Origin of the sequence: Bacillus sp. FCW2, from assembly GCF_021228595.1 — a bacterium.
Classification (GTDB): Bacteria; Bacillota; Bacilli; order Bacillales; family Bacillaceae; genus Bacillus; species Bacillus velezensis.
This window is the reverse complement of the sequence record NZ_CP089436.1, coordinates 1,556,902-1,581,514: the sequence shown is the minus strand read 5'-3', so window position 1 is coordinate 1,581,514 and position 24,613 is coordinate 1,556,902. Positions and strand designations below refer to the sequence as shown.

Annotated in this window: 44 protein-coding genes and 2 pseudogenes; 1 reads left to right on the top strand and 45 read right to left on the bottom strand. The window is 35.7% G+C overall.

Going from position 1 to position 24,613, the window contains the following annotated elements:
• Positions 1–7: 7 nt before the first annotated feature.
• The 39 genes and pseudogenes from K3G25_RS08240 to K3G25_RS08060 form a co-directional block, all read right to left on the bottom strand.
• On the bottom strand, positions 8–184 hold the full coding sequence (locus K3G25_RS08240) for a hypothetical protein (RefSeq protein WP_158524817.1): 177 nt from the start codon (positions 182–184) through the stop codon (positions 8–10).
• A 43-nt stretch (positions 185–227) separates the two neighbouring features.
• Positions 228–473 (bottom strand): hypothetical protein, encoded by a 246-nt coding sequence (locus tag K3G25_RS08235; RefSeq protein ID WP_029974572.1) that lies wholly within the window; start codon positions 471–473, stop codon positions 228–230.
• A 164-nt stretch (positions 474–637) separates the two neighbouring features.
• Positions 638–877 carry a hypothetical protein gene (locus K3G25_RS08230; RefSeq protein WP_022553166.1) on the bottom strand — a complete coding sequence of 80 codons (240 nt, stop codon included), beginning with the start codon at positions 875–877 and terminating at the stop codon, positions 638–640.
• A gap of 42 nt (positions 878–919) precedes the next feature.
• Positions 920–1,096 (bottom strand): hypothetical protein, encoded by a 177-nt coding sequence (locus K3G25_RS08225; protein ID WP_158524816.1) that lies wholly within the window; start codon positions 1,094–1,096, stop codon positions 920–922.
• 47 nt (positions 1,097–1,143) lie between these two features.
• A complete protein-coding gene (locus K3G25_RS08220; RefSeq protein ID WP_029974570.1) occupies positions 1,144–1,365 on the bottom strand; it encodes a hypothetical protein in 222 nt (73 codons plus the stop codon).
• Between the two features lie 9 nt (positions 1,366–1,374).
• Positions 1,375–2,202 carry a metallophosphoesterase family protein gene (locus K3G25_RS08215; RefSeq protein ID WP_029974568.1) on the bottom strand — a complete coding sequence of 276 codons (828 nt, stop codon included), beginning with the start codon at positions 2,200–2,202 and terminating at the stop codon, positions 1,375–1,377.
• Between the two features lies 1 nt (position 2,203).
• The gene (locus K3G25_RS08210) at positions 2,204–3,094 is read right to left on the bottom strand and encodes an HNH endonuclease (RefSeq protein WP_232489668.1); all 891 of its coding nucleotides are present in this window, start codon (positions 3,092–3,094) and stop codon (positions 2,204–2,206) included.
• A 322-nt stretch (positions 3,095–3,416) separates the two neighbouring features.
• Positions 3,417–3,758: a hypothetical protein gene (locus K3G25_RS08205; RefSeq protein ID WP_014417970.1), complete on the bottom strand. Its 342-nt coding sequence runs from the start codon at positions 3,756–3,758 to the stop codon at positions 3,417–3,419.
• Positions 3,755–3,889 carry a hypothetical protein gene (locus tag K3G25_RS20730; protein WP_257738665.1) on the bottom strand — a complete coding sequence of 45 codons (135 nt, stop codon included), beginning with the start codon at positions 3,887–3,889 and terminating at the stop codon, positions 3,755–3,757. The genes K3G25_RS08205 and K3G25_RS20730 overlap by 4 nt, the downstream gene beginning before the upstream one ends.
• The gene (locus tag K3G25_RS08200; RefSeq protein WP_029974562.1) at positions 3,886–4,248 is read right to left on the bottom strand and encodes a hypothetical protein; all 363 of its coding nucleotides are present in this window, start codon (positions 4,246–4,248) and stop codon (positions 3,886–3,888) included. The genes K3G25_RS20730 and K3G25_RS08200 overlap by 4 nt, the downstream gene beginning before the upstream one ends.
• Positions 4,245–4,721, bottom strand: coding sequence for a hypothetical protein (locus K3G25_RS08195; RefSeq protein WP_029974559.1), 477 nt, complete (start codon positions 4,719–4,721; stop codon positions 4,245–4,247). The genes K3G25_RS08200 and K3G25_RS08195 overlap by 4 nt, the downstream gene beginning before the upstream one ends.
• Positions 4,722–4,732: 11 nt before the next feature.
• The gene (locus K3G25_RS08190; protein WP_110124165.1) at positions 4,733–5,059 is read right to left on the bottom strand and encodes a hypothetical protein; all 327 of its coding nucleotides are present in this window, start codon (positions 5,057–5,059) and stop codon (positions 4,733–4,735) included.
• Positions 5,060–5,118: 59 nt separating this feature from the next.
• Entirely contained in the window at positions 5,119–5,484 is a 366-nt protein-coding gene (locus K3G25_RS08185; RefSeq protein WP_014417966.1) for a hypothetical protein, read from the bottom strand.
• A gap of 128 nt (positions 5,485–5,612) precedes the next feature.
• Entirely contained in the window at positions 5,613–6,119 is a 507-nt protein-coding gene (locus K3G25_RS08180; RefSeq protein ID WP_110124164.1) for a dihydrofolate reductase, read from the bottom strand.
• Positions 6,119–6,958: a thymidylate synthase gene (locus K3G25_RS08175; protein WP_022553159.1), complete on the bottom strand. Its 840-nt coding sequence runs from the start codon at positions 6,956–6,958 to the stop codon at positions 6,119–6,121. Before K3G25_RS08175 ends, K3G25_RS08180 begins: the two co-directional genes overlap by 1 nt.
• 471 nt (positions 6,959–7,429) lie before the next feature.
• Positions 7,430–7,729 carry a hypothetical protein gene (locus K3G25_RS08170; protein WP_110124162.1) on the bottom strand — a complete coding sequence of 100 codons (300 nt, stop codon included), beginning with the start codon at positions 7,727–7,729 and terminating at the stop codon, positions 7,430–7,432.
• A complete protein-coding gene (locus tag K3G25_RS08165) occupies positions 7,722–8,030 on the bottom strand; it encodes a hypothetical protein (protein ID WP_041482552.1) in 309 nt (102 codons plus the stop codon). The genes K3G25_RS08170 and K3G25_RS08165 overlap by 8 nt, the downstream gene beginning before the upstream one ends.
• 420 nt (positions 8,031–8,450) lie before the next feature.
• Positions 8,451–8,879: a dUTP diphosphatase gene (locus K3G25_RS08160; RefSeq protein ID WP_165882065.1), complete on the bottom strand. Its 429-nt coding sequence runs from the start codon at positions 8,877–8,879 to the stop codon at positions 8,451–8,453.
• Between the two features lie 260 nt (positions 8,880–9,139).
• Positions 9,140–9,379 carry a thioredoxin family protein gene (locus K3G25_RS08155; protein ID WP_232489667.1) on the bottom strand — a complete coding sequence of 80 codons (240 nt, stop codon included), beginning with the start codon at positions 9,377–9,379 and terminating at the stop codon, positions 9,140–9,142.
• Positions 9,376–9,783 (bottom strand): annotated as a pseudogene (locus K3G25_RS08150) (ribonucleotide-diphosphate reductase subunit beta); the annotation flags it as partial. The gene K3G25_RS08155 and the pseudogene K3G25_RS08150, both read right to left, overlap by 4 nt.
• Positions 9,784–9,959: 176 nt before the next feature.
• The gene (locus tag K3G25_RS08145) at positions 9,960–10,481 is read right to left on the bottom strand and encodes an HNH endonuclease signature motif containing protein (RefSeq protein ID WP_038458545.1); all 522 of its coding nucleotides are present in this window, start codon (positions 10,479–10,481) and stop codon (positions 9,960–9,962) included.
• Between the two features lie 107 nt (positions 10,482–10,588).
• Positions 10,589–11,182, bottom strand: a pseudogene (locus K3G25_RS08140) (ribonucleotide-diphosphate reductase subunit beta); the annotation flags it as partial.
• 230 nt (positions 11,183–11,412) lie between these two features.
• Complete coding sequence (nrdE, locus tag K3G25_RS08135) at positions 11,413–13,512, bottom strand: class 1b ribonucleoside-diphosphate reductase subunit alpha (RefSeq protein WP_232489666.1); 2,100 nt, start codon at positions 13,510–13,512, stop codon at positions 11,413–11,415.
• On the bottom strand, positions 13,475–13,870 hold the full coding sequence (gene nrdI / locus K3G25_RS08130; RefSeq protein ID WP_127010621.1) for a class Ib ribonucleoside-diphosphate reductase assembly flavoprotein NrdI: 396 nt from the start codon (positions 13,868–13,870) through the stop codon (positions 13,475–13,477). The genes nrdE and nrdI overlap by 38 nt, the downstream gene beginning before the upstream one ends.
• Positions 13,867–14,232, bottom strand: a complete 366-nt coding sequence (locus K3G25_RS08125; protein ID WP_104679053.1) for a hypothetical protein — start codon at positions 14,230–14,232, stop codon at positions 13,867–13,869. Before K3G25_RS08125 ends, nrdI begins: the two co-directional genes overlap by 4 nt.
• 18 nt (positions 14,233–14,250) lie before the next feature.
• Positions 14,251–14,400, bottom strand: a complete 150-nt coding sequence (locus K3G25_RS08120) for a hypothetical protein (RefSeq protein WP_165882063.1) — start codon at positions 14,398–14,400, stop codon at positions 14,251–14,253.
• A 46-nt stretch (positions 14,401–14,446) separates the two neighbouring features.
• Positions 14,447–14,719 (bottom strand): hypothetical protein, encoded by a 273-nt coding sequence (locus K3G25_RS08115; RefSeq protein ID WP_232489665.1) that lies wholly within the window; start codon positions 14,717–14,719, stop codon positions 14,447–14,449.
• A 13-nt stretch (positions 14,720–14,732) separates the two neighbouring features.
• Positions 14,733–14,945: a DUF1653 domain-containing protein gene (locus tag K3G25_RS08110; protein WP_232489664.1), complete on the bottom strand. Its 213-nt coding sequence runs from the start codon at positions 14,943–14,945 to the stop codon at positions 14,733–14,735.
• A gap of 6 nt (positions 14,946–14,951) precedes the next feature.
• The gene (locus K3G25_RS08105; RefSeq protein ID WP_232489663.1) at positions 14,952–15,329 is read right to left on the bottom strand and encodes a hypothetical protein; all 378 of its coding nucleotides are present in this window, start codon (positions 15,327–15,329) and stop codon (positions 14,952–14,954) included.
• A gap of 15 nt (positions 15,330–15,344) precedes the next feature.
• A complete protein-coding gene (locus tag K3G25_RS08100) occupies positions 15,345–15,536 on the bottom strand; it encodes a hypothetical protein (protein WP_232489662.1) in 192 nt (63 codons plus the stop codon).
• Positions 15,537–15,571: 35 nt separating this feature from the next.
• Positions 15,572–15,928 carry a hypothetical protein gene (locus tag K3G25_RS08095; RefSeq protein ID WP_165882061.1) on the bottom strand — a complete coding sequence of 119 codons (357 nt, stop codon included), beginning with the start codon at positions 15,926–15,928 and terminating at the stop codon, positions 15,572–15,574.
• Positions 15,929–15,977: 49 nt separating this feature from the next.
• The gene (locus K3G25_RS08090; protein ID WP_232489661.1) at positions 15,978–16,283 is read right to left on the bottom strand and encodes a hypothetical protein; all 306 of its coding nucleotides are present in this window, start codon (positions 16,281–16,283) and stop codon (positions 15,978–15,980) included.
• Positions 16,284–16,363: 80 nt separating this feature from the next.
• On the bottom strand, positions 16,364–16,711 hold the full coding sequence (locus K3G25_RS08085; RefSeq protein ID WP_232489660.1) for a hypothetical protein: 348 nt from the start codon (positions 16,709–16,711) through the stop codon (positions 16,364–16,366).
• A gap of 13 nt (positions 16,712–16,724) precedes the next feature.
• On the bottom strand, positions 16,725–17,132 hold the full coding sequence (locus tag K3G25_RS08080; protein ID WP_014470222.1) for a hypothetical protein: 408 nt from the start codon (positions 17,130–17,132) through the stop codon (positions 16,725–16,727).
• Between the two features lie 329 nt (positions 17,133–17,461).
• Positions 17,462–17,587 carry a hypothetical protein gene (locus K3G25_RS20725; RefSeq protein WP_014470220.1) on the bottom strand — a complete coding sequence of 42 codons (126 nt, stop codon included), beginning with the start codon at positions 17,585–17,587 and terminating at the stop codon, positions 17,462–17,464.
• A gap of 42 nt (positions 17,588–17,629) precedes the next feature.
• Entirely contained in the window at positions 17,630–17,785 is a 156-nt protein-coding gene (locus tag K3G25_RS08075; protein ID WP_160182768.1) for a hypothetical protein, read from the bottom strand.
• A gap of 790 nt (positions 17,786–18,575) precedes the next feature.
• On the bottom strand, positions 18,576–19,334 hold the full coding sequence (locus K3G25_RS08070) for a hypothetical protein (RefSeq protein WP_165882060.1): 759 nt from the start codon (positions 19,332–19,334) through the stop codon (positions 18,576–18,578).
• A 187-nt stretch (positions 19,335–19,521) separates the two neighbouring features.
• Positions 19,522–19,719 (bottom strand): hypothetical protein, encoded by a 198-nt coding sequence (locus K3G25_RS08065; RefSeq protein ID WP_021493499.1) that lies wholly within the window; start codon positions 19,717–19,719, stop codon positions 19,522–19,524.
• A 279-nt stretch (positions 19,720–19,998) separates the two neighbouring features.
• On the bottom strand, positions 19,999–20,214 hold the full coding sequence (locus K3G25_RS08060) for a hypothetical protein (RefSeq protein WP_094032726.1): 216 nt from the start codon (positions 20,212–20,214) through the stop codon (positions 19,999–20,001).
• A gap of 141 nt (positions 20,215–20,355) precedes the next feature.
• Between K3G25_RS08060 and K3G25_RS08055 the strand changes: the two genes are divergently transcribed.
• Positions 20,356–20,703: a BLB8/JUQZ-1 family protein gene (locus K3G25_RS08055; RefSeq protein ID WP_165882059.1), complete on the top strand. Its 348-nt coding sequence runs from the start codon at positions 20,356–20,358 to the stop codon at positions 20,701–20,703.
• Positions 20,704–20,765: 62 nt separating this feature from the next.
• Here K3G25_RS08055 and K3G25_RS08050 read toward each other — a convergent pair whose 3' ends face one another.
• From K3G25_RS08050 to K3G25_RS08025, 6 genes are read right to left on the bottom strand one after another with little or no spacing between them, the layout of a single operon-like run.
• Positions 20,766–21,284 carry a 5' nucleotidase, NT5C type gene (locus K3G25_RS08050; RefSeq protein ID WP_165882058.1) on the bottom strand — a complete coding sequence of 173 codons (519 nt, stop codon included), beginning with the start codon at positions 21,282–21,284 and terminating at the stop codon, positions 20,766–20,768.
• Positions 21,285–21,292: 8 nt separating this feature from the next.
• Positions 21,293–21,790 carry a dTMP kinase gene (locus K3G25_RS08045; RefSeq protein ID WP_165882057.1) on the bottom strand — a complete coding sequence of 166 codons (498 nt, stop codon included), beginning with the start codon at positions 21,788–21,790 and terminating at the stop codon, positions 21,293–21,295.
• Entirely contained in the window at positions 21,787–21,945 is a 159-nt protein-coding gene (locus K3G25_RS08040; protein ID WP_165882056.1) for a hypothetical protein, read from the bottom strand. The genes K3G25_RS08045 and K3G25_RS08040 overlap by 4 nt, the downstream gene beginning before the upstream one ends.
• Positions 21,946–21,949: 4 nt before the next feature.
• Positions 21,950–22,153, bottom strand: a complete 204-nt coding sequence (locus tag K3G25_RS08035; RefSeq protein ID WP_014417936.1) for a YorP family protein — start codon at positions 22,151–22,153, stop codon at positions 21,950–21,952.
• A gap of 11 nt (positions 22,154–22,164) precedes the next feature.
• A complete protein-coding gene (locus K3G25_RS08030; RefSeq protein ID WP_232489659.1) occupies positions 22,165–22,890 on the bottom strand; it encodes a 3D domain-containing protein in 726 nt (241 codons plus the stop codon).
• On the bottom strand, positions 22,887–24,611 hold the full coding sequence (locus K3G25_RS08025; RefSeq protein ID WP_169061528.1) for a DNA polymerase domain-containing protein: 1,725 nt from the start codon (positions 24,609–24,611) through the stop codon (positions 22,887–22,889). The genes K3G25_RS08030 and K3G25_RS08025 overlap by 4 nt, the downstream gene beginning before the upstream one ends.
• Positions 24,612–24,613: the final 2 nt, after the last annotated feature.

Genomic DNA, 24,613 nt, shown 5'->3' with positions numbered 1-24,613 from the left:
TATTCATTTAAAGCAAAAGTCCAATTTTTACATCATCGACGTAATCAAGGTCAAGTGTTAGTGTTTTACCTATTCTCAAACCCAACGAGTTTTCACTGTCGTTTTTAATTATGATATGCCCTGTGTCAAAGTTGATATTTGCAACTTCAAACCACAAATTATTGTATAATGCTTTCCCAATCATAGTATCAATCCCTCTCTTCCGTATAAAATTAGAAACGATTTGTCTATTTTTCTTCTATTGTGTACCCTGCATCTAAAAGCATTCTTTTTGCTTTTTTATACCTCTCATCTCTTTTAGACTTATCATCAAATAGTGTCATATTGGGGTGTCCTACGCATTGATTTAACATTATTCTAAATGCCTTTATGTCTAAGTTGGCAGACCCATCACAGCCTATATTTAGAGCATATTTACCATCTTCAAAGTCATATTTGTATAAGTGAATTACGCCCCTCTTTTTATTATCCACTTAACCCTCTCCTTTCTAGTTTATGAAGTCCCAAAGTAAGAAGAAACTTTTGTTGTTACTGTTAATTACATGTTTTGCAAAAATACCAATAAAAGATTCCGTATGAGTGTCTTTGCAAATGTCCATATTGATAACATTTATCGCATTGTCCATATGGCATGGTTTCACTTTTCAAAGTCATCAAGATCGATTCCATAAATGCTCTTAATCCAATCTTTAATTGTATAATCCCATCCTCCAAGAAGGCCATTCCAAGCTAGGACATCTCTAAACACTTCTGAGTTCGTCATTTCTAGAATTTCTTTATCCATGGAGACATCTTCCTTATCTAAACCTTCTCTCTGTCTTACATACTGAATAATGCTAATTGGGTACTTTTCTTCTAACAGTTTTGTGTAATCCATTCTTCATTTCCCCTTTCTGGATAAAATCGAAAAATAAACAATTTATTCTTTTACAGATAACATATCAAACGTTATTAATGTTCCTTCAATTTGCTCTAAGGAAGGAATTTCATCTACTGAAAATTTTTCTTCCATTTTCTTTTGAATTGATACTAACAAGTCATATGATAAAGTCCATCCTCTTTCTAAGTGCTTTCCGCTTGCGTATTTCAGCTCCATATCTTCAATTCCCTTCTGTATAAAATTAGAATTTTATTTTCTCTATCCTAGTCGCTTTTAATTAACCTCCCTTGGATTAAATAGACCCAGTCTAAATGAATATGCCCTACGACTTCTTCCTTTTCATTAACTAACTGAGTACCGTTTGATTTTTCAATTGTCTGTTTTGCAATCTCCGCATCTGTTTTGGAATAGTATGAAAAGGCCATAGGTTCTTCATCATGATCTTTATATACAACTGTCCACACATCATCTAATTTTTTCTTCACGAATTCACCTCATATTTCAAATGTCTTCAACTCAAACGTTTTATACGTATCAACTTGCTTACCTGGTATCTCATTTACTCTAGAATACATATCATAGTCATATGGATATCCAATGCAGTTCATGTGAAAGCTCGTTCCTTCTTTATAAAACTCAGCTTGTAAATGATCATGGCCACAAACCCAATGTTTTGCGTTAATGAACGGGACATCAACCATGTAGCATGTATTAGGCTCAAATGGAGAATAAGGATTGTGAACAGGTGGAACATGTGAGACAAATACATCAACTTGTGCATTTTCAAGAGTGTCATACCATCCCATTGATTCTTTCCACATTGCTCGTACTCCATCTTCTTTGCTGTATCCATTAAGACTGATATAGTTTGAATCATTAGAGACACCTTTGAAGAAATCCCATCCTTCATTTCCTTTTGGAAGATACCACATGACATCTCCAGCAAAGACTTTTCCTTTGTATGTATCCGTAGACTTTATTAATGGAGTGACATTATTGATGTCTGCTGCCTTCTGAATTAAATCTTTCACTCTTCCCAATGAATCGGAATATTTTCGTTGCTGATTCTTACTGAGTAAATAAAGATCATGATTACCATATGTGAAGTAAACCTTTTCATACTGCTTTGCTACTTCATCAAGTACCCACAGTGTCTGTTGATTCCACTCAGTAAAGTCACCGGCAATGATTAATACCTCTCCATTTCCATTCGATATTAACCTTCTAATAATCTCCCTTGTTCGTTTTTCCCATTTGATTTGGTTATTGTTCCAAGGTATCCAGTGATTAATATGAAGATCTGAAACATAATCGATTTTCATATTATCCCCCTTCTTTGTTTAAGTACATAAACAGTTGCATATAATTGTTGTTAGTGTATCCATATGTATTATGAAAATGTTCATGGCAAGAATCACACAAGGTCAACCCGTTATCAACTTCTAGTCGAATATCTTTATGCTCCATATAATTATAGATATGGTGAGCAGTTAAATAATTTTTCTTTTTAAGCCAGCATTTTTGACATGTGTAATCATCCCTCTGTAGAACTTTCTTTCTCCACTGTAAATATTCACGATACTTTCTGTCATTTATCCTCTGAGTATCAGTTTTATTCTTATTCCACCTCGGATTACCTTCTCTAAAACGACTCTTCCTATAGCACTGCTGGCATCCCCCTCCTTGTTGAAAATAGTTCCACGCAATTTCTCCATAGTGTCCATTCTTACATTTAAAAGCTAACTTGCTCTTTTCGTGGGCGTATTCATTTGATAAAAGCAATAAGTTTTTCTTTAAGAATTCTTCTTTAATATAATCAATGCTCAATTTCAGGCTTTCCTGATGACATTTTAAACATTTAGATCCATTATTAATTTGAGACCACAATTTTGTTGATTTATGACCATTCTTTAAACAGATCAAATCAACTTTACCTTTTACACCTTTGTATTCTGATGTTAAAATAAACCCTCTTTCCCGCGCTTTATCCTCATAATAAGAATGGCTATGTTTTTTACATTCATATTTTTTATTTTTGTACAACCGGTTAAATTCATTATATTTAACTGACTTAACATTTGTGCATTTCTCTTTGTCACAAGAAACTAAAACCATTTTTTCAGAAGTAAGTGGTAAATGATAATATGGCACATGAAATTTATCCCTCCAAAAGGTAAATTCATATCCTAGTGTTTGATAGTGTCTCGATGTCATAGGATTCCAGCTGACCTCAACCTTTTGTTCTTTAATAATGCCTATACATTTCACTCCTTTGTTTATTGTTCATGATTACAAAACGTTTGGTTCGCTTAGCTAAACAAAGTATGAATGGCCAATTTCATTAATCAAGAGGGGTCTGTCCCCTCTCTTTTTTATGCTCCTCTTCCAAATCCGTATAAAACTACTGGCATTGTATTCACCACCTTTTATAATGTTCCTATTAAGCTCCCCGTCCAGGGTTGTGTAGCACCTGTCCCATTTTCCCACCTCCTTTTTCAGCCTCAAGATAACTCGCATTCTCTTTAAAATACAGATTTCATAAAGAATTAAGTCCAGCACAGTAATTGCAAAACGCTACTCCGTTGTTAGTTGCCCAATCTTCCCCCAATTCATCGCCACACTCAGCGCATCGGCAGCTCGATATTACTTCGTTTAGAAAAGTAATGTGATCGAGTAGCGACGGAATATCTTGGCGGGCGTTTGCGATGAAATTTGCGTCCTCTTCATCCGTTGTTTGTGCAGTCAGTAATCCGCCAATTGTTCCGATATTATTTAATCCGTTTGGTGATTGCTTCCCGATTCGCCACGGGCCTTCCGTAGCCTTCTCCGAACGCTTTCGGATTACTTCGAGTTGATCTTTCGTCAATTTATCGATCATCTTCTGACCTCCTCACGTAAGGCTTCGATTTCGTAGAGAAGGCGCCAAACGTGATGATAAAGGTGTTCGGGTACGCCGAGCTGTAGCGCTGATATTGCTTCGTTTAATTCGTACGGTGTCGGTCGTTTCATCGCGCGTTCACCCCTTCGATTTCGATTCCGAGAAGGTCAAGTGTATTGCGTATTCCGGTTAATACTCCAGCATTATGGCGTTTAGCTTCAATATCCCCTGCTACATACCTCTCATCCCGCGATCTTTTTATATGCTCATAATAGTCCCGCAGTTTTTCCTCAGGTGTCGGTTCAGATTCATAACCGTTAATTAATGCAGCAGCTAATGTTAATAAATCAAGATTATATAAACAACCGCTTTTATTATCGCCAACTGTTAAGCTATCATTTGTATATGATAGCAATATTCCTTCATCGCTCAATCTTAATCGGAGTTCTTCTATAGCCTCTGCCTGTTCCTTCGTGATTGTCGGCTTCATTTTAACGCCTCCTCTAAGTCATCTAGTTCTTCTTTCGCAAAGTGTCGCCATTCCGGCATTAAGTCGTCCATAAGTGATACGTTTAAAGCGAATGACTTCACAAGCATTCCGACCAACTTCTGACGGTCTTCTTTCAATCGCCTGTTATCCGCGCTCAAATCCATAAGCTCTTGCCTGATGCGGCATAATTCATTTGACATTGCGAATATATTCCGGGGCATGTCATTCTTCAATCGTTCATTCTCTGCAATAGTCTCAGCTAATGCACAGCGCAAAGACTTGTTATCCTCGACAACCTTCTCAACCTCTGAATGAAAGGCTTTATACTCTGATGTCTTCTGCTTCACTAGTTCTTGTATCTCCTGTATTTTCTGTATCTCGTTATTACGATCGCATATAGGTCGGCCGTTTTTATCTTGCATCGCTCTAACAGCCTTTTCAATTTGATCTGAAAAGCTTGTGTTGTTATTCACGCGATACACCTCTAAGTTAAATTTATTTGATTCTCAATTTCCTCAATAAACGCTGCTAAAGCTTCTTCATTAACCATTACTTGTCCATCCTGGACTTTGACGATTTCTTTCATTCGTTCATCCATATTTCTAAATTCTTCTGCTTGCTGCACAGTAAACATCGCTCTGTATTTCTTTATGTATAAAAGAAAATCTTTAAGTACTCCGATCTCCCCAATTTTGTGGAGATTAAAATCTTCTTGTTCCACTTCTAGCCGGAGTAATGCTGCTTCCTTTTCTAAAACGTCAACTTCAAGCTGTTCTTTCTTTGACAGCAATTCTCGCTCTTTTTGTTGCAATTAATCACCTCCTTATAAGGATTCAATATGTATTCACAATGTGAATGTGGATTATGTCTTTAAACCGATTCATACTGTAAGTGCTTGTTTTTCTTTTTGCTAATTTTATACTCTGCAATTTTTAGTGATTCAAGAGTCCAACCGTTATTGTTCAAACTCCCGAAAAGTGTGTTCATTAATTGGAGCTCTTGTTTTAAGTTTCTTCTCTTTCTCAATATCCTTTGACCTTTTAACGAAAGATGATATCCCTCTGAAGCATTAAATTTTGCCTCTTCTAACTTGTGATAAAATTCATTGAGCTCTTTATCAACTTTCCCTAGCTCTTTATAAAGGTTATCAATTTCATTTTGAAGTCGTTGTTTAGTCTCCTCAATTGCAACAAGAGGTTTGGAAATGGAAACAAGATAATCTTTTGCAGTTTTCATAACGTCACTCCTATTTATTATTTTATTTTTATTCTAAAAGTATGTAAAAAAAGACAAGCTTTTAACTTGTCTTTATCTTATCATTCAACTTCTCAAAAGTCTATAACTATTTTATTTTTATCCTTAATTTATTTTGAGTAAGTCACAAATGAATAATTAAATGTGGTATTGTTGTGTGCTTTCCTGTGATCCTTTTCAATTACTCTCCAATCATCATTTAACCTTGGAAAATATGAATCTGCCTTCTCAGCAACTGAGTCAACAATCGTCAAATAAACCTTATCAGCATGTGGCAAGAATGCCTCGTATATAGTGCCTCCTCCGATGACCATTACTTCTTCATCTGTATCCAATTGTCCTCGTATGAGCTTTAATACATCATCAATCGAATGATAAACAAATGAAGAATGATCAGGCTTGAAATCCTTATTTTTAGTCAATATGATATTCCTTCGATTTTGAAGTGATTTACCTGTAATATTTACGATCGATTCGTATGTATGTCTTCCCTGTATACACAGCTTTCCTGTAGTGAGTTCTTTAAAACGTTTCATGTCTTCAGGAATATGGTACAGCAAATTATTCTCATACCCGATGGCCATTGATTTGTCGCAGCAAGCAATAAGAGATAGCATTATACTGCTACCTCAAAGTAAAGCTTGTCTCCATGCTTATAATTAATCAGCTTGAAATCGTCAATTGTGAAATCACAGAAGTCCTTTACATCTGGATTAATCCATAACTCAGGTGCTTCATACTGCTCTCTGTCCATTTGAATTTTTAAATTGTCTATATGACGAGTGTACACGTGACAGTCTCCAATATTGAAGATATACTCACCTAGCTCATATCCAGTAACTTGAGCAATCATACGCTGCAAAACATTGTACTGGAATACATTAAACGGATTCCCGAGCGCAAGATCATTACTGCGACAGAAAACTTCTAAATGCAACTTCCCGCCTTTTACAAGCCATTGAGTGCCATAAACACAGGGCGTCAATGCCATAGAGTCTAATTCATCAGGATTCCAAAGCGTTGTAATATGTCTGCGTGATGATGGATTATTTTTCAACTGATGAAGAAGATAATCAACCTGATCAACCTTTTCTCCGTTTAGTATTCTGTTCTTCTTACCAAGCTGATAGCCATAGGCATTGCCGATCGTACCGTCTTCTTGTTTCCATTGATCCCAGATATGCACGCCCATCTTGTTTAATTCGTTAACATTGTTTGATTTAAGCTGCCAGATCCAAAGTAATTCCTTGATCGCCGTTTTCCAGGCGACTTTTTTAGTCGTTAAAATTGGCACTTCGGAATTATCAAAACGCATTTGCTTACTGATTACACTTAATGTATGTGCTGGTGTTCCATCAGTGTCCCATTTGGTTCTGACATTGAGTTCTTCATCTGATATCCCATTATTAATAATGTCATTTATGATTGTGTTGTACTGCTTATCAAATTGAGTCATATTTCCATTCTCCTTTATTGAAACCAACTGATAATAAAGTTAACCACGAAGACAATATTACCGCAAACAAACAGCATATACACGAACTTGTTTTGCTTATTGTTTGAGTCACCTTCCAAAACATCAAGAATTTTAAACATCGTTAAACCGGTATAAATTAAAGCAAAAGCTGTCCAAGCTAACATTAGCAAGTCTCCATGTGTAATCAGTCCAATAGTAGCCAAGGGGATGATGAACGAAATCCCCTTGAACAATGTCATGACATACACTAAGTTCTTATTCTTCTTCAGTTCTTTATACGGTGAGTTAGAAAGCAAACGTGTGACTTTAGCGTATACGTTCTGTTTCCCTCGAGTAATTAATCTAATTTCATTAATGTTTAGTGCAAATAAGTATGCTGCAAGTAATAACGTAAAGTATGTAATCCTAATACATCTCCTTATTTTATTTTTATCCTATAAATAATTATAACTAATCAAACAACTCTCCGGCTCTCTTCATGTCTTTGATTTCTTCACTTACACTTTCTTTGATTGTATGAGGTAGCTGGTCAATTCCTCGTTGTATTCTTTTCTGACCTGTATTTCTTATATGTAAAGTTAATTCTTTAAACCCTTCCATTGATTCATCTGAAATTAAATCAAACTGATGTTGAATCTTAGCTAATAAGCTTATGTATTCTTCTTCATCTTCACTGAATAATTTTAGGCCATTTTTAAGGTTGTCTATTTCTTTTAGATGGTTTTTTATTTTCTTTATGTGATTATTCATATTTCTTCACATACTCTTTGAAAACATCGGCAATTTTATGAGTATTGTGGAATACAGTTTGCCCTAATGAAGTGGCATGAGAATAAAGAGGGTGATTATCAATATTTTTAATTTCTTCTTGTAAACAATCAAGAAGGATTCTTTCTGTTTTCACTGACACTTGTTCTAACAGCCAACTGTTCCCGTTGTCCATAGAAAGCTGAATTCTTATTTCTGGCGGCAAGTTCTTAAATGCATTAATAAAGTCGTCAACCTTATATTGATCAGTCGGATTTAGCCTTGTTTTAATTGAAATTTTCATTTTCAAATCTCCTTTTTGTTTTAATTTGATTCTAATAAACTCAAAAAATTAACTGCTGCAACTCTATACCTTTGGTCTTCTTCATAAGCTGCAACTTGTTTCATATGCTCCAAAAACACATCTTCAAGCCCATGTTTTTGAATAAATCCTAAACACAGCCCATTCCTGAAGAGCATGTCGTCATATTTTGCTTGCAAATCTTTATAATTGTTATTGTTTATCGTCTTTTTCCTCCTTATTGTTTAGATAAAAGTCTTCTTTTATAGAGATGTGCATTCCATCAACACCCCTGTTTTTAAAACCTTTTCATGAAACAACCGCTTTGTTGGGCATAATTGTCGAGCTTTTTGAGTATTTTAAGTTGTGCCCTGGCTGAGACCCTCCACTGGACAAACATCATGATCAAAGCCAGGGCTTGTATTACTTAGTTCCAGTCGATCCGTGACCGCCTCGATCATCGTTGCCTAAATGATCTACCTCAATCAATTCAACTGCAGGCATCTTCTCCATGATTCTGAACTGACAGATACGCTCCCCTTTTTTAATTTCTGTATCCCGTAATGCATAAGCCGGAAAGAACCAGAAATCATTGTCTCCCTTGTAGGACTCATCAATAACACCCATTGAGTTTGTCTCAATGATGCCAAAGTTTTTAAATGTACTTGAACGTGGAACAACATGAGCCTCATATCCTTCCGGTAGCTCCATTGCTACTCCTAAAGGGATAAGTTTAAATTCGTCCTTTTTGATTGCTACATCTTCAGCCGCTCGGAGATCAATCCAATCCCCTTTCTCAATTTTGCTGATCCTTGTTTGTGTATCATCTAAATATTTGATTTTAATTTGCATTATGTTTTATTAACTCCTTTAGTTTTTTATGTGAAACATCTATTATCCAAAAATTAAATAAGCAACCCAATCTGAGTACCGTTGAATAATCCAGTCTACACGTTTAATCTTGCAGAAGGTTATCCAATCAATTATCCATAAGGGTATTATAGTGATTAAAAAAACCAATAACAATATGTACTTCCACCACAAAAGCCTGTTAAAATTCCAACCGAATATGGTCAGCCCTCCCTTTTAATTACAATAAAATCACCCTTTTTTCATAATTCCTTTAACAACTCATCAAGTTCATTAGGCTTAAAACCAATACTCCGCTTTACTTCTTCTCCTTGCTCATTAAGCAAGAAAGTTACCGGTACACCCATGACACCAAATTGCGCTGCCACTTCTGGTTTCTGTGTTACATCAACTGTCTCATATTCGACTCCTGCTTTATTTAAGTAATTGGATACCATTTTGCAAGGATTGCAATTCGGTTGCTCTAATTTAATCAGTCTCATGAAATAACTCCTTTGTTAATGAAAATGAAATCTGAATCCTTTAATGGCTCCACCGTTGCTTTTTTGTACCCATTCCCTTTTTGGCTAAAGAAGTCATGCGACTTAGTTTTAGTGCTCAATCCATTAATAACGATTGGATTAACATCCTCTTCTTCAAACCAATGATCAAAGCCCAGATTGTTTAATGCTTTATTCGCATTGTACCTGATGAATTTCTTTACATCTGGAGCTAAGCCAACCTGATCATAAACATTTTCTGTATACTCCAATTCATTTTCATAAAGCTCTTGTAGCAAGCTTAAAGCCCATTCATACAGTTCTTTTTGCTTCTTAGGCGTTTGTTTCTTGTATATCTCCTGTGCTAATAAACCGACGTAAACGCCGTGAATCGCTTCGTCTCTAATACCCCTAGTTCAACCGAGTTCGCTACTCTCGGCTCGTTGCCCTGTTGCAACCGCCTTACGTTACCGTAAGGAGCAGACTATATCATCATCCCTGTAGGATGCCTCCCGTTTCGATTTAAGGGGTTCTCACCCACGCCAATAGCTTGCGCCCTACTCGTTTTGCGGAATTTCGCCGCCTATGCGATAGTCGTTGAACGTTCTATGCGATCCCATAAAGTCTTCCATCTTCTTTTATGTCGAATCAGACTAACGTAACGAGGATGAAGGCTGTATTTTTCACCAGCTTCAACATTGTTCATTCCAGCAAGCAAATCATAGATTAAATTTGTTGCCTCTGAGTCTGTGAGCTTTGACATTGAATTACTTTCTCCAGGTTGTCCTGACATTAATCCAATTTTCATTGCGTGTAGAGTATTTTCTTTAGGTGTAACTATCTCTAAATTCCGAACGTGATTGTTTAGTTTATTTCCATCTATGTGGTTTACAAACATTCCTTTTGGTATTTCATGAATAAAATATTTTGCGACTAACCTATGTACTAAAAAGTTCTGTGTTCCTTTATTCGGATGCGTGTATCCTATCATTTCATAGCCATGTGGCGTAATAAATGTCTTTCTTGGTTTCTTTAATTTTTTTGATATGATAACTCCCGTTTCCGTTATCCACCAAGGTGCTTCATCGACTTCTTTCCTTATCATTTTCACCTCCTTTGGGTTCGCATAGCTTCGCTGCTGATTGTCCTAAAAAGGATTTTCCAGCAATTAGAGAGGTTCACATTTGCCGTTGCCGACAAAAGGGACTATTAAATAATCAGGTTAATGATCTCACCGCTTTGCATCAGTTTTCCTTGTCCGTAGAAATATAACGGATAATAGAAACCGCTGTAGAAAAGGAAACTCTCCAGAAACACAGACGCAACCATTGCTTTGAATAAGGAAATAACATCGTTTTTCTGAACTGCTTTATAAATTGAAACAATTGTTCTTGCTTTCTTTTGAAGAAACCTATTGTTTTTCACCCATTCGAAGACTTCATTGATCTGCTCGGTTGGAGCTAATGTAAGAAAGATGTTGCTGTAAGACTTCGCATGGACAGCGTTTTCCATCATCGCCATGAAATTAAGAACCGCTTTTCGCTGATGGCCTTCGACGTGCTCGGCCACAATCGGCATGCCCGTGTTCCCCTGCTCTGTATCAAGCAGTGTCAGACCGGCGAGCACCTTCATATACGTATCCTGCTCATTTTTACCTAAGTATTTCCAAGTGAGGAGATCGCCGTTTAATGCGATCTCTTCCGGAAGCCAAAACTGCTTTACGTTTTGGTTGTAAAACATTTGCGTAAAGTCGTCTTCGTGCCGCGACCAATCGGCCGCCGTATGGATTTCGTTTGCGTTCGTCAATTATTCGTCCTCCTTTCCCCGTTTGCCTTTATGCTTAACTACACCCAACACTTCCGATGTCTTGATCTCGTCCCGGTATCCTAATAAGCAGTTCAGTATCGGGAAGTCTTTATGGCGAACTTCGAGGTACCCACCTTCATACGCTTGAATAACTTTCGCATTAATTAATGTACCCCCGAAGTAGTAGATAATTATGTCTCCACGTCGTATACTCTTCTGTCTCTCCTCACTTAAACCGCGCATGACAAACACCCCTCCTGTGTCGTATCTTTAGTCCGTGCATAATAAAGCGTCTTGATTCCCTTATGATGCGCGTATAAGTCAATCCGGTTTAGATGGCGCGTCGTCATCGTATCTTTCAAAAACAGCGTAAACGAAATGCCTTGGTCGACGTGCTGCTGAATAGTGGCAATAAGATCAACTACCTTAAACATATCCATGTCGTATGCTTCCTTATAAAAGAACCAATTCTGAGCCGATAAACCTGGCATTGGATAATATGTCTTACTGTTTCCGTATGTACGTTCCTCGATTCTCTCCATAATAGGCATTACGCCGGCCGTAGATGATTGAACGTATGAGATGCTTCCTGTAGGTGCAATAGCCTGCCTATACGAATGATACAAGCCATATTTCATAACATCCTCTTTAAGCTTCATCCAATCTTCAATGTTAGGAATATGTTGATCTCCAAACAGGTTTTTAACCATTTCATATTTAGGGATATAATCGTTTGTCACGTACTTATCAAAATACTCGCCTGATTTGTAAGTTGATCCGTCAAACTTGTAGTACGTCTCTCCTGTTTCTCTTGCAATTTCCATTGAACGCTGCAGGGAGTAGAAGTTAACCATCATAAAGTATGTATTTGCAAAGTCCTTAGCTTCTTCACTTTCATAAGGGATTTTATTTTGAGCTAGAAAACCATGCAGGTTCATCTGCCCTAGACCAATTGATCGCATTAGTGTATTTGCTCTCGCAACAGCTGGGGCATTAACAATGTTTGTTTTTCTTGTAACAGTTGTCAATGAGTCAATTGCTATTCTAACCGTTGAAGCAATTGATTGATTATTCATTGCATTTACAATGTTCATGGATCCAAGATTACATGAAATATCTAATCCAATTTCATCTTCCTGATCGTAATCTGTATAGACTGACACTTGTGATGCTTGGAGGACTTCAGAGCACAAATTAGAAAACTTCACTTTTGAAATATGTTCATTTGGATGCACTTTATTTACATTGTCAGCAAACATGATATAAGGATATCCAGATTCACTTCTTAAAATGGCCAATTGCTCCAACAGCTTTCGAGCATTTCCTTTTGCTTTTCTAACCCTAGGGTTTTCAACAAGCTCATCATACATTTTATTGATGTCCATCTCATCAAGATACTGCCCATATTCTTTGTAAACTGAATGAGGATAGAACATGTAAAAATCCTTATCTTCTCTTGCCAATTCAATAAATTTATCAGGAAGAACTACACCAATAGACAGTGTTTTAACTCGGACATCTTCATCAGCACTTATTTTTTTGGTATCCAGGAAGTCTGTAATGTCTGGATGGAACACGCTTAGATAAGCTGCTCCAGATCCTTGCCTTTGTCCCATCTGATCTGCATATCTAAAAGCATTATCTAATAGCTTCATAACACCTACGACACCTTTTGTGGCGTTTTCCACATCTTTAATCGCTTCACCTCTGGCTCTTAATTTGTTTAGATTAAGCGCTACGCCACCGCCCACTTTAGACAGCTGCATGGAAATATCGATTGCCCGTGAAATATCATTCAAACTGTCTCCCACTTCAAGCAAGAAACAGCTTACCATTTCACCTCTTCTCTTACGTCCTGCATTAAGGAAAGTAGGCGTTGCCGGCTGATACTCTTGCTTCATCATGGCGTGTACTTCCTCAGTAGCCTTTTCATAATCACCATCTGCACAATACAGAGCTACAATTGACACACGATCCTCATATCTTTCCAGAATCTTTGTTTTGTCGTTTGTCTTCAATGCATAGTCATTGTAGAACTTAAAGGTACTCATGAAAGATGGGAATCTGAATTTGTAACTGTAAGCAATTTTAAAAATCGATTTAATCTGCTCAAATGTGTATTCGCTTAAGAATTCTTCTTCGTAATAATCATTTTTAATCAGATAATCCAGTTTCTCTTTTAAGTCATGAAAAAAGACTGTATTTTGATTAATGTAATCAACAAAGTAGCTGTGTACTGCCTCCTTATCCTTCTCAAATTGAAACTTACCGTCTTTCTGAATCATGATCTCATTATTGAGCTTGATCCACTTTGGTATTGTGTTTGTCAATAAGTTGTACCTCCCGATTAATCTTCTGTAAGTCTTGTTTTGTTCCACTTAGTTCAAACTTTAATAACAATGGTACGTGGAACATTGCTGAAACCTTGTCCCCAGCTAAACCATAGTTATCACCCCAAACCTTGTTACCACTCACAGCAACCCCTTTTATTTTATTTTTATTCTTAACAATAAAATTTAAAGTCCTTTCAGGTACTTCCCCAAAGCCTATCGTATATGTAATATGTATGAATTCTTCTTCAACGATTAAGTCATCTGTAATTTCAATGATGTCGAAGTTTAACTCCCTTTGTAATGCTTGAGCAAATCTTTTCACATTACCTGTCTTGCTTTCATATGTAATAATCAATATTCTTTATATACTCCGTTAACTACGCTGTTCGTGGTTGTTTCTGCTTCATTTTCAGCATGATGGAATGCTTCTGATATTTCTAAATTAATGTCTCCCATTTCCACGTAACCATTAGCCATACTTTCATATAACGAGCTCTTCTTTTCTTCAACAACAGGAACATAGTCTTCTAGATTTTTTTCTAATTCAACAAATTGATTACCCTGTTGGTCAGTGGCAATAATATCTCCTTCGATCACAGGAAAAGATTGCCCATCAGCTAAATGAATATGAGTATTCTCAGTGGCTATTGTAAAGGTGATAATGTTTTTCTTTTTTACATACGGTTGAGTTGAATCAATACGTCTAACAGCTCCCATTCCACAACTCCCTTTTCTCTATTTTTTGTGTTTATCTTTTTCGTGTCTTATGTCCAACTTATCCATATCATTTAGAATATGGTCAATAACAACATCACTGAACTTACCGTAGACCTTATATCCAATTAATTTGCTTCTCAAATCTCTCCACTTTCTTGCTGCACTCATACTACTTCCCCTTCCTATGAAACTGTGATTTTATAGAATTAATCTCTTACAATAAATGTCCATCCATTACAACTATGCCTTCTTCTCTGCCTTTTAAATTGTTTGTAATCTCATCTTTAAAGAAGAATCCTTGTTCAAATCTAGTTCTATGAATGTAGGCTTTTACTGCATGATCTAATGAAACTTCATACATTTCTTTGCTAAGATTCTCTTCGTCATCATCAGCAACTTCTTCTGTATATAGCTTCATTGCCTTTTCTTTTGTATTTGCCTTGATTAATGCGTAATATGGATCACTTACCTCAAAGAATTTCATCATATTTCGTCAACTCCTAATCTATTTTTGTGAATCTCTTAATCTCTTTACCATCAATAATCACTTTTCCAAAGAACATTTCTTTAGGTCTTGCCCAAAGAACAGCGTATTGGTCTTCATATGTAACCAGCTTTTCTTCTGTTTCAGTGTGAATGACCTCTCCTATAACCTTATACAGACCGCCTTTATAATGTCTAAACCAGCAACCAATTACTTCGTATGTATCCATTTGAACTTATTTCCCCTCAAATTTCAGTTTTAGTCTTTCATATTCTAATCTTTCTCGCTCTTCTTTTTTCTTCTGGTATTCAATTTGACGAGCTTCTTCTGCTTTTTTAAGCTTCAGCTCATAATCAGCCCAATCCTTTTTTGTAATGATTTTTAGTCTATTAAGTTCATGTTTTGCATATCTGTTCTCATATAACTCTTTTTTTGCCCGGCATTCATTAAATACAATGGTATTTGTTTGATCTTCGTCCAAATCAAAAACCTGTTTTACAATCAACACCCCACCATCTTTGGTTACGATTATAGTGCTATCACAAAATCGGTTTGCATGAATGAATCCAATTTCTTTGCCGATCAGATCATTCGGTTCTGATATAAAGTACATTTCCTGCCTCCTTATTTAAGACTCCTCTAAATGAAACAATAAAACATTTTCATATGGATCTAATTGAATTTCATTGCTTGTTTCTTCACCATTAATTCTGAATTCAATTGGCGTATCTCCGTTAAAATCAAGTTGGTCTTGCAACGCTTTAATTACATCACTAACTTTAGCATTAATTAATTTCCCATTGATCTCATCATAAGCCATTGGTTATTCCTCCTTTTCTCTTTAAAATCATCCTTTTAAAGTAATGAATAAAATCCCAGTTCGCTGACCGCCCCGCCAGCCATTGTTTTGAGCACTTTGAATTCTAATTTAACTGCCAAGTCACCTGCCATGTTGAAATGAATTTTATTAATGTTCACCTTTAACACCTTTGTTTCGCCCTCATAACTTGTCAATTTCATTTTAAGTGGGTCTTTTTGTGTTCCGTTTAAATCAAACACCTTATATGCCGTTGAATTCTTATCAACGTCTAAAGTAATCCTGTCCTCATCCTCAACAGCTTCAATGTTCTGGTAGTAAAGAACGATTTTCGTTTCCTTAGGTAAATGGTTATTAAATTTTTCTCTATAAACAGAGATTTCTTTTAAAATCATATATGACTCTCCTTTTGCAAAGTTGGTTTAAAATAAAACTTTTAACCGGTTACGCGTTCAGAACTCCGCTCCATTCATTGAATTCCTTAATGTCATTTGCTTTTCTCTTTTTTGTTGTTTCTTCTGATTCGACATGACTAACAATTCGCTTAACTTTATCAACCAACGTCAATCGTTTTAAGGGAGAAGGAACATGTAACAAAGGCATTCCATTGCCTGCAGCCAGTGTGCATTTTGTAACAACATCCTTAACCTCCCATTCTAGAATTTCCCACCCTGCCCTCTTTCCTTCTTCAGCAATTAATTTAATTTCATATGTACCTCTAGCCGTTGTAATCTTCTTTGTTAATTCCATAACATCACCCTCCATGTATTTAAGTTCATGCGATTGAAGAAAAGAATTCTTTCGCTTTGAATATTCCGAATTTCTTCTTGTTAAATAAATAGTGTGCTCACATACAGAACAATCAACGCAAAAGCTGAATACAGTAAAGACTTACCTGCTTTCTTGAAGATGTGTTCGTTTTTTTCTTGATCTGACCGTTTTACACCTTTGACAAATACATTGAGTAAAACACCAATAACAAATGCATGAGGTAAAGTAACATGAACATTTTGAATATCGTATGTATCAATAAGCAAAGGATTTAACACGTGATTCAATCCATAATAGACAACTAGTGACATAGTCAATGCTTCAACAAAAATAAGTAACCCAACTACAATCAGAGAACCTGATCCGATAAAGAAACCGTTCCAAATATCTTTTGTATCCTTATTCAAAAAAATCTCTCCTTTAGTCTTTTTTAATTAACCTCTTCCACCAGGATGTTTTACTCACTTCATTTTGTTCTTCAACTTGATGATTCTCTTGTCTGACATGTTTCTGCCATTCCTCTTCAAATTCCGCTTGCTCTTTAATTGCTCTTTCAAGACTTTCTTTGTCTTCAATTGTCTTAATGATCTTATCAGTCTGATATGTCCATTCATTTTTTATGTTGCGCTGCCTGTCTGTTACGACTACGTATTCGTTAAACCCTGGGATATACACTTTCCCTCCGACTTCAATTGGGTCTAAATCAATAATTCCTTCGAAGAAGGCTTTGAACTCAGTTTTTTCCTTTTCAGTAATACCGCAAAGAATATCCAGCCCCCAACTTTTCTTAATTACCTTCCCTTCAAATGTTGCTTTATGCCGTCCCACTTATCCACCTCCTTATATGTAACTTCCTAATGTGTAATCTGAGATAATTCCCTCTTCAATTAAGTAAGACATAATTTCTTGGACTTTATCATGTATGATATGTGGAAATTCAAGTTTTTCTCTTGTATAAGCATTCATGTAGTACTGATAATCATATGGTTGCAAACTTCTTTCATTTAGAACATCAATTTCACCGTTTAGACTGTTTTTATGTATTGTTAAATTAAAAGTAATGTTAGGGTGAATTGATTTTATGAAGTACCACTTTGATTTCACGTGATCTGTAAAACCGATGCCTCTCATTTGTTTCTCTTCAAGTATGTGAAACCTCATTTTTCTCCCTCATTGATGATTTTCTTTACGGCTTTTAAAAGCATGTTTAGTGATTTCTTGTCACCCATTTCATCCCGATTGACCTCAATAAAGTGAACTGCTGACATTAATTTATCCTGCATTTCAGTTGCTCCTCTCGATAAAAATTGAATTTCATTTAAAATTTATTCAAATGGCTCAAAATCGCTTACAGGAACCCATTTCCAACCCCCATAATGTTTTTTATAAATCAAAAATTCTTCTTGGTTTTTATCGTTTCTTCTCGTTCCATACACCTCAAAAATGTCCTCTTCGTGAGTAATATGCTTAATCATAGCCATTAATTTTTTCTCTCCTTTGGTTCTAATTTGTCGTATACTGCGGTTGCCCGGGAAATTATGAATATTGCCTTCTGACTATTTCCCTTCACATTGTTCATATCACTGTAAGAATAACTCCAAGAATGAGTGAACACCCTCCAATTAAGAAAACCGTAAAATAGAATGGTCTGCCTTCTTTAAAGTTCTTATTCTCAACCAAGCATGCCATTCCATTGCCTAAGAATATTGAGCCGAATAAGATCAGACCCAGTACTAAATATGAAATTTCATTCACCTCGATTCTCGATAAAAGGAATATTTTATTTTTACTCTTAAAGTAGTTGTAAGTAACCCAATGTCTTTTCTAATTTCATGTCTTTACAATTTTCAATGCATTCTTTCTTGATTGCTTCTCCACATTCTTTATGTACCGCGAATTCCTTATATTCTTTGTTGTCAGCTATTCTTATGTAATAAACTATGTCGCCAATGTGATCCTTGCATTTAACACACTCCAATGCATCACCTCGCTTCCTATATTTCTAATATACTCGCATCTCATCAATTAATCAATAACTATTTTATTTTTATTCTAAATATTTTTTAAAAAGTAGGAGAGTTTCCTCCCCTACAGTACAATAAGGCTGCTGCTAATGGTTTTGAGTTCGTTTATGAAATACACGAACGATTATTGCTGCTATGAAGAATAAGGCAAACAACCCAAAAGCCATTGATCCATCCTTTAAAATTATCCCAAAGATCAACAATGCGCAACCAGACAAAATAAATAGTATTTTACTTAAGATATTTATCATTTACACTTCTCCATACAATCAAAGAATGCATTTACACCAATAATACCAGCAGAATTTACACAAGCATAGCAAGCAGTCCCCGCTGTTGCTGGAACACCAGCTGTGCATGAAACTCCACATAAAATAGCTAAACCGGTAATTGCCCATTGGCTAATATTCTTATCACCTAAGCAATCTGATACGCATCCAGTCCAACTCTTCTGAGCACTCATCATGTTAGATGAACTTACTTTGTCCTCTGAAGCTTGTTTTGTTTCAAAGACCCCTGACTTGTCCTCATCCTTAACACCATTAACCCAATAATTCATTTCGTTTTGAGTACTGCTGATTTTCTTCATGTCAACTTCATAGTACTCTTCAATATTCATATCGCTATCAAACGAAACATTGAATGAGCTAACTCTGTCTACTTTTTCATTGTCCACGTATAAATAAGAAACCGAATAAGTTACTGTTCCATCATCATACTTGATACCTCTAACTGATGCATTATCAAATACCTTTTCGTTTGATTTATGATACTTAATGTCTCCATCTTCAATTGCTTTTTCTGCCTTGGATAGAAGTTTTTCCTTAGTCTTTTTACTCACATCAATAGTGTGATCTGCAATAAATTCTGCCTCTGATTTTACTTTACCCTTGTCGACATTATCTGTTGAAATTGTGCTCTTTGCATCACTGTTCGGAGGAAATGTTGAAAAGGCCAGGACAAATACGGCAACTAGTGCTAAGATCGTTCGATAAAAATTGTTCATTAAAATATCCCCTTTGTAAAAATATAATTCTCATCTGGCACCAATACTTATCAAACAAACAATCTCATAAATCACCTTCTTTCTTTAATAAATGCTACCAATCATATAAATAATTGTTAAGAAATACTGATGATTTTGAATATTAAGTAACACAGATGTCCTTATATCAAGGGGATATTGCTCACCTTTATAAACAACTTATGTAATTTTGTAATTCCTTAGATTTAGTAAAAATCTCACCGAATTTTTTGTCTATAGTTTTCCATTGTCTTTCAGATGTTGAAGGCAACTCATTTTCCAGATAAATGAACAACTCATCAACTCTGCTACTAAGTTGATCTATATTTTGCACAAGTGTTTCTTTTATTGGGTCAGATATGTGCACGGATCCGTCCTCCCTTATGAAAAGATAATTACCGCCTTGCTGTTGTTATTTTTTATGTACGGTGAATGTTTTCTCTGAAGGTAATTTGTCCCCCCACCTTCACCAATGCTCACGTTATAAACAATCTTTACCTTATGTATGTCTAATACCTTTCGTTTAGCCTCTTCTGTAGACGCTGCTTCAATTACCAAAGAAGCGTTTTCGTCATTGTGATCTTTACATCTAACATAGTACCTTTTCAATAAACATCCCTTTATCCTTTCTTTTTATCCTGTTGTATTAATCCTCTTTTAGGTAAGTCTTAAAAAACTCTTCTAGGTTTGCAGCAATCGCACCAGCGACTTCTGCATAATATGTATGGCTCTTCTCTTCGGATCTTAAAAGCTCAACTGCAGCCTTAGCAATGGCTTTTATTTTCCCCTCGTCTAATTTGCCGCTTCTTACTTCATCTTTAATTTTTTCTGCCTTCTCTTTTAAGCTTTCTGGATAGTTCATCGCAGCGTTCACCTCTTATATTTTATTTTTACTCTTTAAAATTGATCTTTTAAACAGTTTCACAAACACTTCACACATTTCAAATATTTAACATGCTAGACTGGAGTTGTAATCACAATCAAAACCTAGGAGGTAATTCTTATGAAAAAGTTTTACAAAGGATTGATTGTTTCTGCTCTATCGCTTTCAGCACTAGCGCTTCCTGCATTCACATCACAGGCTTCTGCTTTAACCCCTGTCAAATCAGTTGATCAAGTTAAGCAGCTAGGTGATCCGCTTGGTACAGTTGATTTTCACATGCTTAGGAATTCTAATGTATCTCTATTAAAAGGCTACACCCGATGGGAAATTGTATCTGGAAGCAACCTTATAAGCATTAGTTCCAGTGGTGTCGTATCCTCTCATTCAACTTTGGGTACAGCATTGGTTTACGCGTATGACATTAACGACAATTATGTGATTTATAAAATTACAGTAGAAGCACGTTAGTTTACTAAGGAGTGTTAATTCACTCCTTTTAACTTTATTTTCACTCTAAATATAATGATATTTTAAAGTAATTTCCGTTCAATTTCTCCCCAGTTCATAACACGAATAAACCTGTGGTCATCCCTGTTATGCGGTGCATCAAATAGTATCTTCATTCCATCAAATGTTTCTAAGTTATGTACCCCGTCATCAATCATGATGTCTGCTTTAATTATGTTTTTATTGCCACAAAGCACCACATTGCTATGTGGAATAAATGGAAAATGCTCTGTAAGCCATTCTAACTTTGCTTTAAGGGATTCTGGATGGTTTGTTGCAGTAGTAACAACATATACTTCATATTTCTTCGTCAGCTCTTCAACTGTCCTCTGACTCCCTTCTATAACATCCAGATTCCTGAATAATTCGTAATCCAAATGTCTATAAACATTGTTTTGGGTATTTGAATATTTGCTGATATCCCAGCACAGTATATCTTCCTCTTTTAGAAAAGGATCATCATGGGCATTAATGTAGGCTACCCAATCACTTAATAAATCAGCTAAAACTTGATCCATATCAATTGCAATTACTTTCTTCATAAATCCCCCTAATCCACTAAAAAGATTATGCCTTTAGCAATTTCTTCGCTAGACCACTGTTCTGTATCCCATGAATATGTATGTAACCCTACATCGCTCATTACTTCTCTGTATAGCTCTAAAACCGGTTCAATGTCTACATCATTTATGTATTCATCACCACGTTCACGTAAACGCTGCTTAATAACTTTTGGATCAGCATGTAAGTAGATCACTTTTGTTTTATCTCTAATCTTCTCCTCGATTGCCCTTTGTTGCTCTTTCGTTAAGATTGAGTAACCCTTGAATTTCTTCGCATAAACCAAATTTGAATATATGTATCGATCTATAATTACATTGTCCTCGTCGGCCAGCTTACTAAAGTGTTCAAACAGCTTCTCATTACCGCTCTTAGCTAATTCAAAGCTAGATCCTTTTATTACCGGGTATCCGAGTTCTTTGCTTAGCTTTTCTGCTACTGTTGATTTGTAGCAGCAGTCAGTGCCTTCTAAAATAATCATCATCATTTGTCTTCCACCCTTCTTACATTGCTGAAGCCAAGCACTCTATATGAGCCGTCTGGATACTCAACTTCTAATTGTTCATGCCCTTTATCAACTTGTGCAACAACACCAATCTCTCCTGTGAAACCTGCAATCACCTTCTCTCCCTTTTTAAACATACAATTAACCTCCTTTAGCTGGATTTAATTCATGCTCCTTGAAGAATGTAATATCACCTGTTTCATCACTGACTGCGTAATCATATGTGGCAGAGTGTAGCAGCTCAATAATTTTCCCTTCCCGTCCAACATGATGAGGACAAGCGTTCTTTGCATTCTCATTTATGATGACTTTTAACCCTTCTGGATAAGACCAAAACTTCGGCAATTAATCACCTCCTAACTAATAATTGAGATTGTCCCCTTTTGCTTGCCAAAATTAATTGCGTCACGCTCGGTTGCTACAAGCAAGTCCACTTTATTTCCAACAATTGCTCCTCCAGTATCAATTGCAATTGCTTTGAACTTTTTCCCACCAATGCTTACTTCAACTATTGAATTCAAGGGAATAACACTTGGGTCGGTTGCAATAACACGATACCCTTTGTAATAGATTGATTGAGTGACATCAACACCTGTTCTAGTTGTTCCTGTGCATCCTTCTTGGCAGTGGGCAATATAAGCACTCAGCTTAACCTGGATGGTTTTCTTTGCGGCCGGTGGCTTGTTTTCTTTTTCCCCAATAATAATTTTATTTTTACTCTTAAAAGCCTTATGCTTTCCCGTCTCACCCCCTTTCATGTGCCTTTTCTTACTTTGCTTAGGTTTAATGAGTTTTGCTGAGATAGTCTTCTCTGTATGCCTTTTTAATTGTTGTTCTTTGTTCGTTTGAGCTTTTTTAAATAGCCGTGAGACAATATTCTCACTTGATGGGATCCTAATTTGTCCAGGCTTCTTATAAAATGATTCTTTTATTGAGTTTTCATTTCCCTCTGTTTTATGTATATGCTGCTCATAACTTATGTAAGAAAAAGTGGCTAAGGGAATTAAAATCATCATACCATAAACGGACTTAAAGATGTGTGTTTTGATTTTATTTTTACTCTTAATTGCGATGCATATCACTTCTCCTTCTTTGTTTTCTTTCTATTCGATATTCCTAAATAATCATTTATTCGTTTTTTGGCTATCTCTATGTAATATTCCTTATCAAGATAATCAGGAACTTTTAAATCAATAACGTTATCATTATTTATAAAGCAGCGCGGTGGAGTATTTCCGATTTTTTCAATTCGTTCTTCTGTTTTAACCTTGAAAACACCTTTAGCATCTTCATCATTAGAAGCAAAAACTCTTAAAACTTTTTCAGGTAGCCTTTCTTCTCCATAGAGAGCGTACATATATTTGTTTGAAACCTTTGATATCTTTTGAAATTCTCTTAACTGATCACATTCATTGATGGTTTTTTCGACTGGAATGTCTTTTGTAAAATACTCAATCATGGCTTTATTAACAATTGGTAAGTCATAATCCAGGTTGTTTAGTTTTTTAACATAAGCACCTTTAGATTTATACTTCTGGTCTTTATCAATGATTATATAGTTGTTTACATCCTTCTGATAAATCTTCTCATAAACATCCCACTCTAAATCTAATCTTGTTCTGGTTTCCCACTCCTTTGCCACTTCCTTAATTAAATCAATATCAGATTCCTTTTCAACTTTCATAAACAATCCATCAGTATTTGACTGAATCAGTTTACAGTACGGTTCAATTTTCTCGATCAAATCTAATAACAGCAGCTGTCCGGCTAAACATACGTTATTTGCCATTAACGGGTCGTAAAGTGGATTATACTGATCTTTCATTGCTCCATACGTTGAGTTTAGGACGATCTTGTAGGGAGCCTGCTTAGGATCTTTTTTCCGTTTAAGTTCTAACCGTGTATCTCTGATTTCAGTATATTTTAAAGGGTTTTTCACGTTACGACTGATGTAATCATATTCAATCATGATTGAAGGATATAGAGATGCAACATCACAACATAAAATTATCCCTTCATCTTTATACTTTGGTAATGCACCATGTAAGCCTCCCCAGGCAAAAATATGAGGTACACCTGCAACATCAACCTTTAAATTTTTTTTATAATCTAGATTTTCAGGATTTCTATACCAATCAACAATGTGTTTGTATTTTTCAATTTTTAATGTATTAGGAAATCTAAGTTCAAACTCATCTCCCCTGTTTCCTTGCTTTTCAGCCCCCAAGATAAATGCAGATAATTGGGCTTTTGTCTTTGTAAACATAGACATTTCTAAATCAAAGGCTTCAATTAGAGCCAATTGACTTTCGAATTCCTCTTTTTTATTATCAAACACTTCAATTGTTTGTTTCACATCGTGAATACAGTACTCAACAACTTCCTTAATTTCTTTTTCTGTCAAAGCCCTGGAGATATCAAATGGTACTGATGACTCCTTAATCCTTGAACCCATAAAGCCTTCTAGCTGCTTTAAGCTGTGGAAACCAGTTGTTATGTCAAAGTTATTCAGTGGGATCTTATAACCTTCTCTAACAACATTAAATCCCTTTACATTATCATTAATAATTCTTGAACTAATATAATAAGGATTCATTCCTAACAGGATTCCCTTTAAAATGTATTGGTCGTACATTCTAGAGTTGTAACCAATCCAAATATCATCTTTAAACATCTTATAGAATCGTTTCAGTTCATCAACATCATCTACAATAACCTTACCCTTTTTAGTATCATAATCGATCAGCACAACCATCCAGTTATTTTTAAAAACTTCAAAGTCATAGAATATCTTCCTCATCATTA